This is a genomic window from Paenibacillus sp. tmac-D7 (assembly GCF_006519665.1).
GTDB lineage: Bacteria > Bacillota > Bacilli > Paenibacillales > NBRC-103111 > Paenibacillus_G > Paenibacillus_G validus.
Genome location: NZ_VIDW01000009.1, coordinates 34,864 through 52,820, shown reverse-complemented (window position 1 = coordinate 52,820; position 17,957 = coordinate 34,864). Strand labels below are relative to the sequence as shown.

15 protein-coding genes are annotated in these 17,957 nt (G+C 51.0%); 1 reads left to right on the top strand and 14 read right to left on the bottom strand.

The features are described from left to right. Positions 1-7 precede the first annotated feature (7 nt). A complete protein-coding gene (locus FKP33_RS08775; RefSeq protein ID WP_127606525.1) occupies positions 8-793 on the bottom strand; it encodes an SDR family oxidoreductase in 786 nt (261 codons plus the stop codon). 217 nt (positions 794-1,010) lie between these two features. Between FKP33_RS08775 and FKP33_RS08770 the strand changes: the two genes are divergently transcribed. After that, positions 1,011-2,606, top strand: a complete 1,596-nt coding sequence (locus tag FKP33_RS08770) for a helix-turn-helix domain-containing protein (protein WP_141334573.1) — start codon at positions 1,011-1,013, stop codon at positions 2,604-2,606. A 61-nt stretch (positions 2,607-2,667) separates the two neighbouring features. On the opposite strand, the gene FKP33_RS08765 is transcribed toward FKP33_RS08770, so the two are convergent. The 13 genes from FKP33_RS08765 to FKP33_RS08705 form a co-directional block, all read right to left on the bottom strand. Next, a complete protein-coding gene (locus tag FKP33_RS08765; RefSeq protein WP_127606529.1) occupies positions 2,668-3,612 on the bottom strand; it encodes an ABC transporter permease in 945 nt (314 codons plus the stop codon). Between the two features lie 5 nt (positions 3,613-3,617). Then, positions 3,618-4,616 carry an ABC transporter permease gene (locus FKP33_RS08760; RefSeq protein ID WP_164751768.1) on the bottom strand — a complete coding sequence of 333 codons (999 nt, stop codon included), beginning with the start codon at positions 4,614-4,616 and terminating at the stop codon, positions 3,618-3,620. Positions 4,617-4,632: 16 nt separating this feature from the next. After that, on the bottom strand, positions 4,633-6,111 hold the full coding sequence (locus FKP33_RS08755; RefSeq protein WP_219996645.1) for a sugar ABC transporter ATP-binding protein: 1,479 nt from the start codon (positions 6,109-6,111) through the stop codon (positions 4,633-4,635). 73 nt (positions 6,112-6,184) lie between these two features. Beyond that, positions 6,185-7,165, bottom strand: a complete 981-nt coding sequence (locus tag FKP33_RS08750; protein ID WP_127606535.1) for a sugar ABC transporter substrate-binding protein — start codon at positions 7,163-7,165, stop codon at positions 6,185-6,187. 298 nt (positions 7,166-7,463) lie between these two features. Then, on the bottom strand, positions 7,464-9,584 hold the full coding sequence (locus FKP33_RS08745) for a (Fe-S)-binding protein (RefSeq protein WP_141334567.1): 2,121 nt from the start codon (positions 9,582-9,584) through the stop codon (positions 7,464-7,466). Positions 9,585-9,629: 45 nt separating this feature from the next. Further along, positions 9,630-10,601 (bottom strand): electron transfer flavoprotein subunit alpha/FixB family protein, encoded by a 972-nt coding sequence (locus FKP33_RS08740; protein ID WP_127606539.1) that lies wholly within the window; start codon positions 10,599-10,601, stop codon positions 9,630-9,632. A gap of 15 nt (positions 10,602-10,616) precedes the next feature. Further along, a complete protein-coding gene (locus FKP33_RS08735; protein WP_127606541.1) occupies positions 10,617-11,375 on the bottom strand; it encodes an electron transfer flavoprotein subunit beta/FixA family protein in 759 nt (252 codons plus the stop codon). A gap of 88 nt (positions 11,376-11,463) precedes the next feature. After that, a complete protein-coding gene (locus FKP33_RS08730; protein WP_054795375.1) occupies positions 11,464-12,561 on the bottom strand; it encodes a CaiB/BaiF CoA transferase family protein in 1,098 nt (365 codons plus the stop codon). A gap of 71 nt (positions 12,562-12,632) precedes the next feature. Next, positions 12,633-13,790, bottom strand: coding sequence for an acyl-CoA dehydrogenase family protein (locus tag FKP33_RS08725; protein WP_127606543.1), 1,158 nt, complete (start codon positions 13,788-13,790; stop codon positions 12,633-12,635). A 37-nt stretch (positions 13,791-13,827) separates the two neighbouring features. Beyond that, the gene (locus FKP33_RS08720; protein ID WP_127606545.1) at positions 13,828-14,613 is read right to left on the bottom strand and encodes an enoyl-CoA hydratase/isomerase family protein; all 786 of its coding nucleotides are present in this window, start codon (positions 14,611-14,613) and stop codon (positions 13,828-13,830) included. Between the two features lie 47 nt (positions 14,614-14,660). Next, on the bottom strand, positions 14,661-15,575 hold the full coding sequence (locus tag FKP33_RS08715; protein ID WP_196426850.1) for a hydroxymethylglutaryl-CoA lyase: 915 nt from the start codon (positions 15,573-15,575) through the stop codon (positions 14,661-14,663). A gap of 54 nt (positions 15,576-15,629) precedes the next feature. Beyond that, the gene (locus FKP33_RS08710; protein ID WP_127606549.1) at positions 15,630-16,391 is read right to left on the bottom strand and encodes a fumarylacetoacetate hydrolase family protein; all 762 of its coding nucleotides are present in this window, start codon (positions 16,389-16,391) and stop codon (positions 15,630-15,632) included. Positions 16,392-16,586: 195 nt separating this feature from the next. Continuing rightward, complete coding sequence (locus FKP33_RS08705) at positions 16,587-17,939, bottom strand: MmgE/PrpD family protein (RefSeq protein WP_141334565.1); 1,353 nt, start codon at positions 17,937-17,939, stop codon at positions 16,587-16,589. Positions 17,940-17,957: the final 18 nt, after the last annotated feature.

Below are 17,957 nucleotides of genomic sequence, written 5' to 3'. Positions count from 1 at the left end.
CTCCTTTTTACAATGTAGTGGCAAACCCGCCGTCGACGTTAATGGTCCAGCCGTTGATGTAATCCGAGGCGCGGCTTGCCAGGAACACAGCCGTTCCCATCAGATCGGAAGGCACACCCCAGCGCTCGCTGGGAATACGGTTTGTAATTTTGTCATAGTATGCTTTATCCTCGTGCAATTCCTTATTGACGTCGGTAGCCAAAAAGCCGGGGGCGATCGCGTTCGTTTGAATATTGTACGGGCCTGCTTCATTGGCAAACACTTTCGTCAACCCTACAATGGCATGCTTGCTGGTCGTATAGGGCGGGCATTTTTTGTCGGCGGTAAAAGCGAGCGCCGAAGCAATATTGATAATCTTGCCCGATTTCTGCTTGACCATCTCCTTCACCACCCGATGGCTCAAGTAATAGACGGCATTCAAATTAATATCCATAATTTTTTGCCACGCCGCATCCGGATAGTCCAGAAACTCGCCGAACATGCTGGCGCCGGCATTGTTGACGAGAATGTCAATTTTCCCATACTGCTCCATGCAGGAATGGACTACACGCTCGATGTAAGATTTGTCGGTCAAATCCCCTTGCAGAAACGCGACCTTCCGGCCGGTTTCTTCGATAAGCCGCTTGACCTCGGATACGTCATCCGTAAAGTGAGGGATGAACAGGTCCGCGCCTGCTTTGGCAAAGGCGACCGCGTACGCCATGCCAAGGTTCTGGTTGGCGCCGGTTACCATGGCGACCTTGCCTTTCAACGAAAATGCATCCAATGAAAAATCTGCGAGTCCCTGTGACATGCTGGCACCTCTCTTTGTATGAAATGAATTTATATATTGATTTTACTGATTCGTCCGGCGGATTGGGTGTGCTTTTTTTAGAAATACGTGTGCATTTTCATGTTTATGACGGGGGCCGCCAGCCCTCATCTGCACGAAACGATTCGGTTTGACAACGTTCTCATCCTAAAATTATAATGACTATATCCAGAATTTAACTACAATACGGAGGTAGGTTATGGCTTCAAAAGTCATCCTGTATGCGGAAGATCATCTAAAGAGCATGTTCCGTGATTGCAGCACTGCAAACGCAAGCGGGTTTACCATCTCGTATAGGGCCGATTCTTATGATGCTTGTGCTGAAAAAGCGGTGGAACTCGCTGCCGATGTGATCATTTTTCAAGTCACCCATCCCGTCTATAAAATCCAAAATTTTTTCCATGACTTAGCGGTATTCAATATCTCCCCTATTCTGCTCATTTTTAATGTCATATCGGAAAATGAAATCGCTTACTCCGTTACGACCCATAAAGACATTCATTATATGAATCAAATCAAACAGTATTTCACCCATGCTTTAAGCCCGGCTTATCATTGTCGATTTAATTATATCGGGGAAGAAGAAGACTCCAACCTGATCATGGATTCGAGGATTAAGAGGCTTGAAAAGACCGAATATTTGAACGATATATTGCGGGGAGTCACGAACAGCGAGTTTTTGTATTATAAGAAAAAGGCCGGTCTGAACCTGAATAATTCCGGGTATTATTTATATCTATGGAATTTGATGGAAATCGAATATGCGGATCACGATTTGAACAAAAATATTTACTACTTCGTCGGAGAGGAATTTGTAAACGAATGTCAGGAGGTGCTCGACGAATATGGAGGCGGCGAAGCTTTCTATATTAATCCGACCCGATTGTGCATCATGATCAATGACTATGATTCCGTTAGCCAGGCCGGCAAGCAGTATAAGCTTCTTGATATTATCTCGAAGCTGAACAATGTAACCAATTGCAAAACAGCGTTCCGATATATGAGCGGTTATATCAAAAATATAGAGGATATCCGGAGCGCTTACGAATCGTTTGACCGGTTGAAAATTTACAATTTTTTCTGCAGGGACGTTAAATTAATTACCCAGGAGTACGTGAATTCCTTGCGTAAAGAAATCAACTATCACTATATTGATGACATGCTCCGTGAAATCAGGGAACTGATCAATTACGATCTGTTCAACCCTAAATTGAGCGAGCTGATCAAGAAACTGTTCCTGACTATTATTAAGCCAAGTCTCAACTACAATCTTTACTACTATTGCCACACATCCCTGTTATCCACGTTAAGCGATAAGTACGGCGATTTATACAATAAAAAAATAACCGACAGCAATGCCCCCAGCCAACTCTACTATTCTTCTATTGAACAAAAATGCTCCGAATTTATCGAATCCCTTCATTTGCTTAAAGCGGAGCTATCCATCAAAAATACGGTTAAAAACTCCATCGTATTTCAGGCCATCGAATTTATACATCAGCACTACAGGGAAGATATCACGGTCCATTTCATTGCATCCAACTTAAATATAAGCAATTCCTATCTAAGTCAAATTTTCAAGAAGGAGCTGGGCATCAGCATCATCAAGTACATCATCACTTATCGCATACAAAAAGCCAAGGAGCTGATTGCCTCAAGCGACGAGCTGGTTTGCCATGTAGCCGCCAGAGTCGGTTTTTTTGAAGTCAAGCATTTTTCCAAAACGTTCAAAAAAGTGACCGGCTTATCCCCTATGCAGTACAAAAAACAGAATATGAAGGCCGGATATATTTAAGGATACGGCGAAAATGCCCTAGCTCACCGATAAGTTACGGAGTTAGGGCATTTCATTTCACTTATACAGCATGGGCAACCCGGGCCTTGCGAACATAATAATCCCAGCCAATCACGACCACCAGAAGAATACCTTTGAGAAGGGCTTGATAGAACGATTGCACATTGAGCAAAGCCAGAGAGTTATCCAGAATGCCTAGTATAAACAGCCCCATTACGGCCCGAGTGGCGCTTCCCTCTCCTCCGGCCAGGCTCGTTCCGCCAATCACGACACTGGAAATGACCGTTAAGGCAGCGGCTCCGCCCACAAACGGCGAGGCCGAATTCAACATGCCGGTGAGCAGAATGCCGCCCATGGAAGCAGAGACACCGGAAATAACGAAAACGCTAATCTTATAAAACGGAACAGCAATTCCCGTTAGCTCCGCCACTTTGACATCTCCGCCCACGGCATATACATTACGTCCGTACTTGGTTTTGCGAAGTACGTATTCCGAAATCACATAGAATATGACAAAGATCCAAATGAGGTTGGGAATCCAAAGCGTTGTCTCGTTGCCAAGCCAGTTTAAAATCGGATCCTGCGTCATAATCGGTTTTCCACTCGATATTTTGAGAGCCAGACCGTTGTAAAAAAACATGGCGCATAACGTGACGATAAAGGAGTTCAGGCGCATCACGCTGACTAACAGACCCGAGAGCAAGCCGATCAAGGCGCCAGCCAGCAGCGTGATCAAAATAGCGGCCATCATGCCTGTATAGGATGACATTTTCACCAGAAATATGCCTGAAAACGCCATCACTGCACCTATCGACAGGTCGAATTCCTTGATCAAAATGACAAACGTCATCGCAAACGCCATAATTCCGTAAATACTGATCTGCATAATTAAATTATTGATGTTCTGGAACGTTAGAAAATAAGGCGCACAGAAGGAGGCGATAACAAACATCCCGATTAAGATAAGCAATACTTTTTGTTCGTACACGTTTCTTAAGACGCTCATTTCTTTTACCTCCTGCGAATACCCCTGGTTTCTTTACGTTTATCCAAAATGAGAGCCGCAATAATGATGAGCCCCTTCGCCATCATCTGGTCAAAATTGCTTAACCCGACGAGAACAAAAAGATTGCTGAGTACCCCGATTAACAGTACGCCTATCATCGTGCGAATGATGTTTCCTTCGCCGCCGGCCAAGCTCGTTCCGCCTATCGCAACTGCCGCAATAACATCTAATTCGAAGCCGACTCCGGCTACGGGAGATGCGCTGACCGTTTGCGAGCTTCGAATAAAACCACCGATCGCGACTAACACGGCCGCTACAATGTATGTAATCGTCCGAATCCGATGAATAGGAATACCGGACAAACGGGCGGCTTCCGGATTGGCTCCCGTTAAATAGATAGACCGGCCTAAGGAAGTGTTTTGTAAAATCACATGCAGGATGACCGCGCAAACGATCATCAGGATGACAGGGGAAGGGAGACCTAACACTTGCCCGTAGCCAAACCATTTAAACAGCGGATCTTCTTGCAGCATAAGCGTAAATCCTTTGGTATACATAAGAGCCAGGGCGGATAATATCGTTCCCGTACCAAAGGTTATCATAATCGAAGCTCCAAAGTCGCCTTTAATGAGACGAAGGATCGAACCATTCATGATCCCAATGATAACGGCTATGCCTATAACCGTGATAACGGACCCTACCGTACCCAGGACGGGAAGAAGCCCCACCGCAAGCACGCAGCTAAGCGATAAGATGCCGGCGATCGATAAGTCAAAAAAACCGGCAATTACAACAAACGTCATCCCGAGCGCGCCCAATCCCAGAACAGAGATTTGAGTCAGTACGTTGATGATGTTCCCTTTCGACCAAAACACAGGGGATAACAACGAGCCGATGACGAGTAACAGACACAGGGCCAGGACCGGGCCGAAATCGGCTAATCCCATTCGTTGTTTAATCCGACTGACAGAGGTCTGATTTTGCGCAGCTGTAACCGTATCCACTGTATCCATCCTTTCTCTAAATAAGCGCATGCTGCAAGATGCTCTCGGCACTCGCTTCGGACTGAAACATTTCCCCCTTAATTCTTCCTTCATGAAGAACGACCAGGCGATCGCTTAAGGCAATCAGCTCTTCCCAATCCGATGAAATGAGCACAACCGCCTTCCCCCTCCGGGTGAGTTCCCGGATAACCAGGTAGATTTCTCTCCGCGCCCCGACATCCACGCCACGGGTAGGTTCGTCCAGAATGAGAATATCCGCATCGGAAAATAAATATTTGGCCACGACAACCTTCTGTTGATTGCCGCCGCTAAGATTCAGCGCAATTTGTTCGATCGAGGGCGTCTTGATGTTAAGCTGCGTGACGAGATCCTCGGAAGCTTGGCGTTCCGCCTTTGACTTGATAAATCCCCACTTGACGATTTTACGGATCGCCGCCATCGTGAAATTTAACCGGAGCGGGAATTTTGTAATTAACCCATGGTCCTTCCGATCTTCCGGAACCAGGGCGATCCCGAGTGCAATGGCTTTGCGCGGATTCTGGATATCGACCCGGGTCCCTTTATACCTGATTTCACCTTGATCATAGCGGTCTGCGCCAAAAATACAACGGGCAATCTCCGTTCTTCCCGAGCCGACTAACCCGGCCAACCCTACGATTTCTCCGCGTTTTACATCGAAGGAAATATCGTGCAGCTTATTTTTTAAACTTAACCCTTTGACCGATAAAATCTCTTCGCCAAGCTCGATAAACTCGCGCGCGGGATATTCTTCATTCAGATCGCGGCCCACGATTCCGCGTATGATTTGATCTTTGTCCGTATCGGCGACAAGCCTCGTCTCTACGACCTGGCCATCGCGCATAATCGTTATTCGGTTACAGATCGTAAAAATTTCTTCCAGCCGATGGGAGATGTAAATAACGGTCACTCCTTTGGCCGTTAAGGAGCTGATCGTATCGAACAGCTGGGACAATTCGGGCCCGCTCAATACGGCCGACGGTTCATCCATGATAATGAGGTCGGCTTCAAACGACAGCGCTTTCGCAATTTCGACCAGCTGCATTTGCGCCACGCTCAGGTTTCTCACGATCGTATTCGGACTCAGATTAGTACCGATCTGCTTCAACAGGACGGCCGCTTGTTGATTGACCTGCTTCCAGTCAATGTTATGGGACTTGCCGAATAACCGCCCCAAGAAGATGTTTTCGGCGATGGACAAGGCCGGAACAAGGCTAAGCTCCTGATGAATAATGGCGATTCCCTTCTGCTGAGCAGCCAGCGGAGAGCTAAAGCTTACCCGTTCTCCTTGAAAAAGGATCTCTCCCTCATCCGGCTGGATGACGCCCGACAATACCTTCATTAACGTGGACTTCCCGGCCCCGTTAGCGCCCAGCAAACCGTGAACCTCTCCTTTTTTGACAATTAAATTGATGTCCTGAAGAGCATTCACGCCTGGAAACGATTTGCTTATCCCTTTCATCTCTAATACATCCATGGATGAACACCTGCAATCCATTCATATTTTAATCAACCGGCTCTTTCAGGCATGTAGCCCTGACGGGTGCCCGTCAATAGGTCGGGGTGTAACCGGCTAAGTTTGCTCTCGTAAGCTTCCCTGTCGGAACATAAATCGCTTTTTCTACCGGTTTTTTCTCTATGGCAGCCAAAGCCACTTCGATCTCTTTCTGAGCGGTCCAGACTAAATCTTCCGTAACCGTTCCATACATGTCTCCTTGCTCGAGAGCTTTGACCGCTTCTTTCGTTCCACCGAACCCGATCACTTTGACTTGGTCCGTCTTTCCCGCCTGCTTAATCGCCTGAATAGCCCCCATCGCCATGTCGTCATTATGGACGAACACACCGTTCAAATCCGGATACTTGGATAAGAAGTCCTGCATAATGGATAAAGCTTTGGCACGGTCCCACTGCGAGGTTTGAATATTCAGCACGTTGATGTTCTTGCCTTGCAAGCCCTCTTTAAATCCGGCCGTACGATCCTGTACCGTAATCCCCGGCGCACCTTCAATGATCACGACATTACCGCCGGCGCTCCCCAGGGCCTCGGCCATTAACTCGCCTGCGAGCTTACCGGCGGCGATGTTGTCCGGACCTACAAACGACGTAATATAGGGATCTGCCTGCTTCGATACCGGCAGCGTCCCGATGATTACGGGGATTCCCGCATCATGAAATTGCTTTAAGCTGGGAACGATTCCCTCGGGATCTATGACGTTCACAAGAACGGCGCCAACACGCTGCGACAGCAAATTTTTAGCTTGCGTAGCCTGCGTGAAGGGATCGAATTGGGCATCCATATTGACAATCTCGGCCCCTGCTGTCTTGGCGTCTTGTTCCGCTTTGTTAATAATGACCTGTACCGGCGGGATGGATGTCGTGGACCACAAGGCGCCGATCTTTTTATTGCCAGCCTGACTATTGCCGGATGAATTTGCCTGGTTTGCCGTATTTGCCGGGTTTGATGTACCGCATCCTGTAAGGAGCAACGCAACGAGTAATACACTTGCAACGACACTAGTTATTTTTTTCATCTTTCTCCTCCAAATTATATAAGTAATAGAATCAGATAATAATACGCTTACATTTTTAAGTTTTCTAACCGCCCCGGATCATTTCCCCCCATTGGTTTATTGTTTTTACTACTTGTATTTTACTTAGATTGATTCGGGAATTGGTGTGTTTTTTTTATCAATACGTGTGCTTTTCCATTATTATTGGGCGCAGAGGCCCGGGGTAATGATCACAGATTGCCGCAACGCCAAAAGACCTACAGCATACAGCCTGTAAGTCTTGGCGCTCGCCTATATACATAGGATGCGAAGGTCCGTTTCACAAAACGGATTCCGCTAAGATTTCCGCGATATCCTTCGCCTTTACTTGCTCCTCGATGCCCTTCACCTTCGCCCCGTCGCTCATCATCGTCAGACAGTAGGGGCAGGCGCTGCTGACCGTTGTCGGGTTAACGGACATCGCCTGTTCGATTCTCGCCACGTTAATGCGTTTGCCGGCCGTCTCTTCCATCCACATCAAACCGCCGCCCGCTCCGCAGCACATCCCGTTCTCGCGGGTTCGCTCCATTTCCACCAATTCCACGCCGGGGATCGCTCTTAAGATGTCCCTCGGTTGATCGTACACCTGGTTGTACCGTCCCAAGTAACAGGAATCGTGGTAAGTAATCCGCTCCCTGACTTCGCGTTTGGGAATTAACTTTCCTTCTTTGATCAATGCATCCAGCAATTCCGTATGATGATACACTTCCGCTTCGAGCCCAAACTCCGGGTATTCGTTTTTCAACGTGTTATACGTATGCGGACAAGCCGTCACAATCTTTTTTACGTTATATTTCTTGAACGTTTCCATATTTTCCTTGCAGAGCTCCTGAAACAAAAACTCATTGCCCAGCCGGCGTGGCGTATCGCCGGAATTTTTCTCCTCTTCGCCGAGCACGGCATAATTGACCTGCGCTTTGTTGAGCAGCTGGACGAACGAACGGGTCACCTTATTGCTTCTGGCGTCATAAGAGCCCATCGAGCCGATAAAATAAACAATTTCAAAGTCGGGATTTTCTTGGACCGTGGGGACGTGCAAATCCACGAAATCGTGCTTCCATTTAAAACGGTCCTTTTGGCTGAACCCCCACGGATTGCTTTGTCTTTCAATATTTTGGAGCGCACGCTGCCCGCCCGAAGGGATGCTGCCCTGCATAAGGACAAGCTGCCGCCGCAGATCGATAATTTTGTCGACATGTTCATTCCCGACCGGACATTGATCCTCGCAATTCCGGCATGTGGTGCATTCCCATATTTCTTGCTCGCTCATGACGTCGCCGATCAAGTTGACGTCTTCGATAGATTGATCCGAAACCGACCAGCCCGCTTGCTGCAAATGCATCGTAGGCGCAATATCGGTTCCGTCGCGCTCCGGGAAAGAGCCGTGCGGACTCCCGTTGCGGAACGTATGCACGCCTTCGTAGCCCATTACAAAGCTTGGCACCCAAGGGGATTGCGACGTTAAGCGTTGGCCCTTCTCCGTTAAGTGATCGCGCATCTTGGAAATCATATGCATCGGAGAAAGAGATTTTCCGGTGTTCGACGCGGGACAAACGTTGGTGCATCGGCCGCATTCGACGCACGCATAAAAATCCAGCATTTGCTTTTGGCTAAAATCTTCAATTTTCGCTACCCCGAACGATTCGGCGTTCTCATCTTCCAGATCGATGCTTTTCAGCTTTCCGACCGGTTCGCTTCGCTTGAGCCATATGTTGATCGGCGCCGCAATAATATGAAAATGCTTCGATTGCGGGACGTAGATTGCAAAGGAAAGGAGGATCAGCAGATGCATCCACCAACAGGCAAGAAACAAAACATGGTTCGCCGTTGCTGACATACCGTGAAACGGAATGGCCATCAGAGAAGACAGGGGAGCGTCCCAGGAAAATTCAACATGCCGCAGCATAGCGCGCTCCAAAGCTAGAGACAACATAACGGAAAGCATCAGAAAGAAAATGAAAAAGATGACGATACTCGGCTTCCAGCCCCGCTTAAGCCGTTTGATTCGCTCGACATACCTTCGGTATCCGGCATAGCCCGTGGCGAGCAGGATAAGAACGACCGTCGTTTCCTGCAGCAGCGAAAAAACGGAATACCCCGGAATGGGCAAAGGCTTTCCGGCTATGCCTTTATAAATCAAGTCGATGGCGCCCAATTGCACAATCAAGAAGCCATAGAAGATGATGACATGCATCCATCCGCTTTTCCGGTCTTTGAGCAGCTTCGTTTGACCGAAAATTTCAGCGGCAAACGCCTTCAACCGCTCTTTAATCGTATAGGGGACGGATGCAGGCTGGCCTAATCGTATATAACTGTAGCGGGCATAGATGACTTTGGCAGCGAAATAAAGCCCGGTTCCCGTTACTATCAAAAACAATAAAAGTTGGACCCCAGCCCACATCGCAATCTCTCCCCGTATGTAATCTATATAATCGATCACTTCAAATCAATTGGCGATTTTCTTTTTAAACTCTGCCGTCAGCAATGGAACGATCTCGAACAGATCGCCCACGATGCCGTAATCGGCAATCTGGAAAATCGGCGCCTCCGGGTCTTTATTAATCGCAACGATCACTTTCGAATTGGACATGCCGGCCACATGCTGGATCGCCCCGGAGATTCCGCATGCGATATAGAGATCGGGTGTGACGACTTTGCCCGTCTGGCCGATTTGCAAGCCGTAATCGCAGTATCCTTCATCGCATGCCCCACGGGAAGCTCCTACGGCCCCGCCCAATACGGACGCGAGCTCTTGCAGCGGCTCGAATCCATCCGGATGCTTCACGCCGCGCCCGCCGGAAACGACGATCTTGGCTTCCGCCAAATCGATCGCTCCGGTCGATTTGAGCACGATTTCGCGGATCACGGTTTGCAGATCGACAGGCTCCGCTTGAAACGGAACCGTTGCCGGCAGGGTCGGGGACGGCTCGACCTTGAAATTGTTCGGACGAATCGTAATAAACATAGCCCCGGAGGAGGTAAACCGTTTCTTCTCAAAAGCTTTCCCGGCATAAATCGGGCGGATATAAATCGGCTCCTCGCCTTCGAATTCCACCCCGGTGCAATCCGTAATCAAGCCATATCCGAACCGGGAAGCAATCCGCGGTGCGACGTCCTTCATGTTCGCCGTATGTCCGACGATGATCACATCCGGATTCGTCTCTTGAATGACTTGGACGAAAGCATGAAAATAAAGATCCGAATGATAACGGTTGTACCGATCATCAGATAAGGTCCATACCTGATTCGCGCCATGTTGACCGAGCGCTTCCACATAGCCGTCGGCCCCGCTGCCGAATGCGGCGGCGATCAATTCGCCCTGACCTGCGATTTGTTTGCCGAGCGACAGCGCCTCTAACGATACTTGGCGCAGGACGGAGCCCTTCGACTCCGCGAACACTAACACTTTTTTATTCATCAGACGTTCTCCTCCCTAATAGATAACAGCTTTATCGAACAGGATGCTGACGAGTGCGCGCGCCGAACCGGACGAATCGCCTTCATGGACGAATTGGCACGCCTTTCGCTGAGGAGGCAAGTACCGGTCCACCGTTTCCGTCTTGGCGTTCTGATCCATACCGGCGAATGCATCGGACGGGATCGTATGTATCGCTTTTTTCTTCGATTTCATAATGTTAGGAAGCGAGGGATATCGTGGATTGTTGAGTCCTTGCTGGCATGTGAGAAGCAGCGGAAGTTGGCCTTCGATTTGATAAATGTCGCCTTCCACATCCCGCTCCAACTGCACCTGGTTTTGTTCGACGGTCAGCTTGACGACCGATGTGACATAAGGGATCTTCAATTGTTCCGCCAGACGAACCCCCACTTGCCCCGCCCCGTTATCGACCGACTGGTTTCCCGTAAGGATCATATCGATTTCCTTGTCTTTCAAATAATGGGCCAACGCTTTGGAGACGACATATTCGTCCCCCTCCACTCCGCTGATAACGACGGCCTGGTCCGCTCCCATGGCGAGTGCATGGCGAAGCGCCGTTTCCACGCGCGCGGGACCGACCGAGATGACGGTAACGTCGCCGCCGAATTGCTCGCGCAGCTTGAGCGCTTCTTCCACCGCATATTCGTCATACGGATTAATCACCCAATTGGCCTGGTCTTCCACCACTTGACCGTTTACCAGCTTGATCTTCTCTTCGGTATCGAACGTTTGCTTCAAGCAAACCCAAATGTTCAAACCGTTCCCCTCCTTTGATGGTGCTGCTTCCTGTCTATAAAAGACAAGGGCCGTTCTGGGCGGACATCAGACAGCCCTCTGCGTGCCCTTACAAGGGTGGCGGGACTCGAAGCGGCGGACGTTCGTCGTCAATCTTCAAGGGCAGCCCTACCGATTTAAAATCCGCGATCCGGCTGTGTCCGATAGATTGAATCATGCCGCTGGCTTCAAGCTGGGGCTCTTTCATCATCTCGGCCACATTGAGGACAGGCGACGCCGGAATGCCGTTCTTGACCAGCGTTTCGATCCAATAGGCCGAGCTCTCGTGCCGGGTAATATCACAGATCAAGGCTCTTAGTTCATTTCGATGGATGACGCGCTCCGCATTGGTGACAAAACGCGGGTCGGCGATCCATTCCTCCCTGCCCAGAACGCCGCAAAGCTTATGAAACAAACCATCGTTGCCGGCAGCGATAACAACCCATTTGTCCTGCGTCGGAAAGGCCTCGTAGGGGACAATCATGGCCGGTCCCGATCCCCATCTTTGGGGCGATACGCCCGATGCCCAATAGGCCGGAATATGATAGCACATCCAAGCGATCGTCGTTTCATACAACGAACTGGTGATCCGGTGTCCTCTTCCTGTCTGCTCGCGCAGCCGCAGAGCCCCAAACACGCCTAGCGCCAGCCACATGCCGGTCGACATGTCAATGATGGAAGTCCCTACGCGAACGGGCTCCTGACCCTCATGACCCGTTACGCTCATGATTCCCGCCATCGCCTGCAGCAGCGGATCATATCCGGCCTCCATCCGTCTCGGGCCGTGGTTCCCGAATGCGGTTACTTCCCCGTAAATAAGCCGGGGGTAGCTTTCCGCCAAGCTTTCGAAGTCCAATCCTTGACGTTCCATCGCTCCCGGGCGGCTGCTGACCAGCAGCACATCCGCATCCTGGAGAAGGCCATGCAGCTGATCTATTCCTTCTTGCGTTTTGATATCGAGATAAACTTGGGCTTTATTCCGGTTTAACGCAAGAAAAGTCGGACTGGCTTCTTCCCAGAAGGGGGGACCCCAACCGCGGGTCGCATCCCCGCCCGGAGGCTCCACCTTCGTCACGGATGCCCCTAGATCGGCCAATATCATAGCGGTATAGGGACCGGCGACATTTTGCGTAAGATCAACGACGCGAATTCCATCTAAAGGCCACATATTCCCTCCTGTAATGCGTTAGTCTTCAAGCTTGATCCCACCCTGACGATCGCCGCGCAACAATCCGGAATCTAATAGGAGCGCGGCAGCCCGAGCACATGCTGGGCGACATAACTGACGACCAGGTTATTGGCAATTGGCGCGACCAGCGGCAGTCTGGCTTCACGGAACTTCCGCTCAATGTTGTATTCGGTTGCAAAACCAAATCCGCCATATGTGTTCATGGCCATATTGGCCGCCTTCCAGGATGCTTCGGAGGCCAAATATTTCGCGATATTCGCCTCCGGCCCGCGCGTGTCGCCCTGATCGAACTCACGGGCGGCTTGGTTGCGCATCAAGGTTGCCGCTTCAATATCCATATAAGCCTGCGCGATTGGAAATTGAACGCCTTGATTTTGTCCGATCGGACGCCCGAATACCACTCTCGAGGAGGCATATTCCACCGCTTTATCGACAAAGTACAGGCCGTCTCCGATACATTCCGAAGAGATGAGAATCCGTTCCGCATTGACCCCGCTCAGCAAATATTTAAATCCTTTGCCTTCTTCGCCGATCAAATTTTCTACCGGCACTTCCGCCCCTTCGAAGAACACCTCATTCGTTTCATGATTAATCATCGTTTCGATCGGCCTGACCTGAATTTTCCCCTCCTGCTCCCGCAAGTCGAGAATAAACAAACTAAGTCCGTCCGTTTTCTTCGCCACCTTGTCTTTAGGCGTGGTGCGCGCAAGCACCATCATCAAATCGGAATGCTGCACCCGGGAGGTCCAAATTTTTTGGCCCTTGATCACATACCGGTCCCCTTTTCTTTCGGCAAACGTCGTGATGCTCGTCGTATCCGATCCGGCCGTCGGCTCGGTAATGCCGAACGCCTGCAGCCGAACTTCACCTGAGGCGATTTGGGGAAGCCACCTTTGCTTTTGCTCCTCGTTTCCGTGCGTAAGCAAAGCCCCCATCGTATACATCTGAGCATGGCCCGCCGCCGCATTGCAGCCGCTGCGGTTAATTTCCTCCAGGATAATGCCGGCTTCCATCATGCCGAGACCCGAGCCCCCGTATTGTTCGGGAATCAACGCCGACAACCATCCTTCCTTGGTCAGCTCGTCAATAAACTCTTCCGGGTACTGATGCTGCGCATCCTTGTCTCTCCAGTAAGCATCGGGGAATTTCTTGCATAAAGCGCGTATGCTTTCCCGTATGATCTGGTGTTCGCTTTCCGTCGATTTCATAGTTTTCTCCTCGTTTCAGTTGGATTTTGTTATAGACTCAGACGATATCCAGGAATACGGGCGGCCTTTTTTCGTTGTATGCCCGAATCCCTTCTTCCCGGTCCGGGTGCACAATGGTGCGGTTGTAGCACTCAAGGGCGAGTTCGATCCCTTCCTCCAGCGGAAGATCGATGCCCAAGCGAAATGCTTTCTTGGCCATTCTTACCGCCAAGGGCGAATTTTGCGCAATCGTCTGGGCTGCTTGCAGCGTCTCCTTCAACAATTCACCCGGCTCAAGCAGTTTATTGACCATTCCATATTCGAACGCTGCTTCCGCGGAGAGAGGTTTCCCTGTCAACAGCAGCTCCAGGGCAAGCCCCCGGGGAAGGAATCTTCCAATCGTCTGCGTTCCGCCCACCCCGGGGATTATGCCGCGCGTCACTTCGGGTAACCCGAACTTGGCGGATTTCGAAGCATATACAAAATCACCGCTTAACGCTAATTCGCACCCGCCTCCGAGAGCAAACCCGTTGACCGCCGTAATGACCGGCTTGTCGGATTGACGAATTTTGCGGAATACGTCTTGAAACAGCCGATGCTGTTTAAGCCACTGCTCATTGGTCATTTGATTTCGTTCTTTCAAATCCCCGCCGGTGCAGAAGGCCCTCTCGCCTGCACCCGTGAAAACAATAACCCGAACCGATGCATCCTCGTTTAATCGGTCCAGCGCATCTCTTAACGCGAACCCTAATTCGGTGTTAATCGAGTTCATGACCTCCGGGCGATGTAACGTAAGCACCGCAACAGCGCCCTGCTCCACTCTTTCCTCCAGCAAACCGTTCATCAGATCCTCCTCTTTCCCGATCGTCGGGTCCGGGCTTTACTATTCCCTTAGGGATGCGGGTGCAGCTCCATCGTTTTACCTGCCTTCAACACTTGGCTCGGCAGCTGATGACCCAGCTGCCGCTCCAAACGGCGGCTTGCGGCCAACAGCTGATCCAGATCTATGCCTGTTGCGATATTCATGTCATGAAACATATTCACCGTATCTTCGGTGCAAATATTTCCCGTTGCCCCCGGCGCAAAAGGACAACCACCAATGCCCCCTAAGGAAGCGTCAAAATGACGGATTCCCTCCACATAGGCCGCATAAACGTTGGCCAGCCCCATTCCCCGCGTATTATGAAAATGCATATGAATTTCCAGATGCGGCCATTTCGCTTTCACGTCTCGAACCGTTTCCCGGACCAGCTCGGGATTGGCCATTCCAGTCGTATCGGCGAGCGTAACCGACTCCGCTCCCAAATCCAGGTATTGAGCAATCACTTCGAGTACGCGAGACCGGGCAACCTTCCCTTCGAACGGACAACCGAACGATGTCGCGACACCGCCCCGCACCGGCACTCCCGCTTCGGCGCACAGTTTGGCAACCTCCACAAATTCGTTCAACGTTTCAAAGGTCCCACGGCGCAGATTGGAGCGGTTATGGCTCTCGCTCGCCGATACGACCAAATTGAGCTGATCGGGATTGGTCCTTAGGGCGCGCTCCGCCCCGCGATAATTGGGCACCAGCACCTCATAGCGGGTGCCCGGATTTCGCTTGATGTTCAGCATCACTTCCTCCGCATCGGCCATCTGCGGAACCGCTTTCGGATGTACGAACGCTGTAACTTCGATCGCGGTAACTCCTGCAGCCGATAAAGCGTCGATCACCTTAATTTTGACCTCGGTCGGGACGAGCTCGGGCTCAATTTGAAACCCGTCCCTCGGACATACATCCGAAATCCATACGCGATTGTCAGACACTTTCATTCCCCTTCCTGTTCACCTTTCATGAGCGGTCCCCTGACTCGCCCTTCGCTACCGCTCATCGCCGGCGATATCGTTGTTCAACTCGCCGATTCCCTCGATATAAACGCTTACTTCGTCGCCGATTTGCATAGGCCCGATGCCTGCAGGAGTTCCTGTGATGATGACGTCGCCCGGCAGCAGCGTCATGACCTGACTGATATAATGAACCAGATAAGGGACGGAAAAAATCAGGTTTTTCGTATTGGAGCTCTGTTTCACTTCACCGTTTACCGTCAGCTTGATCTCCAGGCCGGACGGATCGATACCCGGAACGATGCCGGGACCGATCGGACAAAACGTATCGAACGATTTCCCCCTCGTCCATTGACCGTCCGCAAACTGGATATCCCGGGCCGTAATATCGTTCGCGCATGTATAGCCCAGGATATAATCCGCTGCTTCGTTCTCACGAATCCGGTAAGCCTTTTTCTTGATAACCACCCCCAGCTCCGCTTCATAATCGAGACGTTTGCTTTGGGCGGGGTAGATGACCGGGTCTCCAGGTCCGACCACCGTGGTGGACGGCTTCAGAAAGAGCAGCGGCTCTTTGGGAAGATCCAGGTTGACTTCCTTCGCATGGTCGACATAATTCAAGCCGACACAAACGATTTTGGATGGCTGAACGGGAGACAGCAGCTTGACCCTGCTTAGAGGCGTCCGCGCTTCGCCGCGAGCATATTCCCCATAAATATCGCCCTGCAGCTTGGCGATTTCCCCTTCCTGCAGCCAGCCGTAACAAACTTCATCTTGAACCTGATATCGAACGATCATGTCCCTTCTACCTCCTGGAATAATAATCTTCGTTATGATTATTCATATTGCAAGTATCATGCCAACCGTTTCATGCGGGTTTTTCCAGCCTCGTACCGTTAAGCTGTGCAAATATTGAACGAAGGATGTTCATTATTTGAACTCATCTCGCCCGTCGTTAAAGTTGTTAAAAAAGTGAACATCCCTATCTGGAACTCAGCCGGGTCTCAGTTCTGTCGTCAGGGAAGAAATACGCGGCAGGCTGTCCAGGAATACAATCTTTTCCAGACTGCGTTCGACACGGTCAGGGGTGAGTACCCGCCCTGCGCAATCCCGGTATTTGCCGATTAACGCTTCATAGCTAAGGGGATGCTCCGGGCTGCCGTCGGCCATTTGCTTGCTCCTTTCCAGCACCCTCCCGTCCTTCAGCTTGACCCGAATGAGAGCAGGGGCCTCTTCCACGCTTCGGGTCCGATATTGCTCATCGATTCCAAATTCCACCTTCTCCATGAGCCCCCGAATGACCGGATCGTTCACTTTGTCATCGGTAAACGTATCCAGCCCCACCTCGCCGTCCGCCACTGCGGCCGCGAGAACAAAGGGCATGCTGAACTTTCCCTCGGTCCCTTGAAGCGGCCGGTTGTGAACCAGCATGATCGGCCCGACCGGACCGCAGCCCGCATAGATGCTCTCGATTTGGTCCGCTTGGCATCCATACTCCTTGACCAGCGACAGCATGGCGTCAATGGCCGTATGGGTAGCTGCGCACGACGGATACGGCTTGACAAAAAAACCGGGCTGCAAGAGGTCGAAGGGTTCTCCCATGCTTTCTTTCAACACCGGTTGTTTATTGGCGAAGTTGGCGAAAAAACCTGTTTTTCCTTCCAACGCTTCCGGATTGGAGGTAAAGCCGCATTGGGCCAAATAGGCGGCGTTAACTCCATTGCGGGCGGCGATTCCGGCGTGGAACGGCTTGGTCATGGAGCCGAAATTTTGCCTTAAGCCGCTAGCCGAGGACGCGGCTATCCCCAAAGCATGGATCATCTGGTCGAGACTCAAACCAAGCAAATACCCCGCTCCCGCCGCTGCGCCCAGAACGCCGACGACGCCGGTCGCGTGCCAGCCGGCCTGATAAAGCTCCGGCTCCGCCGCTGCCCCGATTTTGCAGGAAACTTCGGTTCCGATCAAATAAGCCGTTACGAGCTCCCGTCCGCCGGCATCCATGCTTTCTGCCGTTGCCATGACGGAAGGAAGAACGACGGCACTCGGGTGCCCAATCAGCCGCCAGGACGAATCGTCATAATCCAGGGCGTGGCAAAGAATCCCGTTTACAAACGCAGCTTGTAACAACGATGCAGAAACAGCGTTCCCCAGCAGGGTATAGCCTCCCCGCTCTCCCAGGCGTTCTGTATAGGTTAGCAGGCTGGAAGCGATCGGATCGGTATTTCCGGCCAATCCGACGCCAAGGGTATCCAGGATATGCTCAATCGCACGCCGGCGGTGGTTCTCCCCGATCTTCCCGGCTGCTTCGCTTACTATAAACTTCGCCATCTCATCAACCAAGCTCATATCGATCCATCCTCCACC

Excerpts from the sequence above, each read along its gene's own strand:
- FKP33_RS08775 (WP_127606525.1), bottom strand. The coding sequence starts at position 793 with ATGTCACAGGGACTCGCAGATTTTTCATTGGATGCATTTTCGTTGAAA.
- FKP33_RS08770 (WP_141334573.1), top strand. The coding sequence starts at position 1,011 with ATGGCTTCAAAAGTCATCCTGTATGCGGAAGATCATCTAAAGAGCATG.
- FKP33_RS08765 (WP_127606529.1), bottom strand. The coding sequence starts at position 3,612 with ATGAGCGTCTTAAGAAACGTGTACGAACAAAAAGTATTGCTTATCTTA.
- FKP33_RS08755 (WP_219996645.1), bottom strand. The coding sequence starts at position 6,111 with ATGGATGTATTAGAGATGAAAGGGATAAGCAAATCGTTTCCAGGCGTG.
- FKP33_RS08750 (WP_127606535.1), bottom strand. The coding sequence starts at position 7,165 with ATGAAAAAAATAACTAGTGTCGTTGCAAGTGTATTACTCGTTGCGTTG.
- FKP33_RS08745 (WP_141334567.1), bottom strand. The coding sequence starts at position 9,584 with ATGTGGGCTGGGGTCCAACTTTTATTGTTTTTGATAGTAACGGGAACC.
- FKP33_RS08740 (WP_127606539.1), bottom strand. The coding sequence starts at position 10,601 with ATGAATAAAAAAGTGTTAGTGTTCGCGGAGTCGAAGGGCTCCGTCCTG.
- FKP33_RS08730 (WP_054795375.1), bottom strand. The coding sequence starts at position 12,561 with ATGTGGCCTTTAGATGGAATTCGCGTCGTTGATCTTACGCAAAATGTC.
- FKP33_RS08725 (WP_127606543.1), bottom strand. The coding sequence starts at position 13,790 with ATGAAATCGACGGAAAGCGAACACCAGATCATACGGGAAAGCATACGC.
- FKP33_RS08720 (WP_127606545.1), bottom strand. The coding sequence starts at position 14,613 with ATGAACGGTTTGCTGGAGGAAAGAGTGGAGCAGGGCGCTGTTGCGGTG.
- FKP33_RS08710 (WP_127606549.1), bottom strand. The coding sequence starts at position 16,391 with ATGATCGTTCGATATCAGGTTCAAGATGAAGTTTGTTACGGCTGGCTG.
- FKP33_RS08705 (WP_141334565.1), bottom strand. The coding sequence starts at position 17,939 with ATGAGCTTGGTTGATGAGATGGCGAAGTTTATAGTAAGCGAAGCAGCC.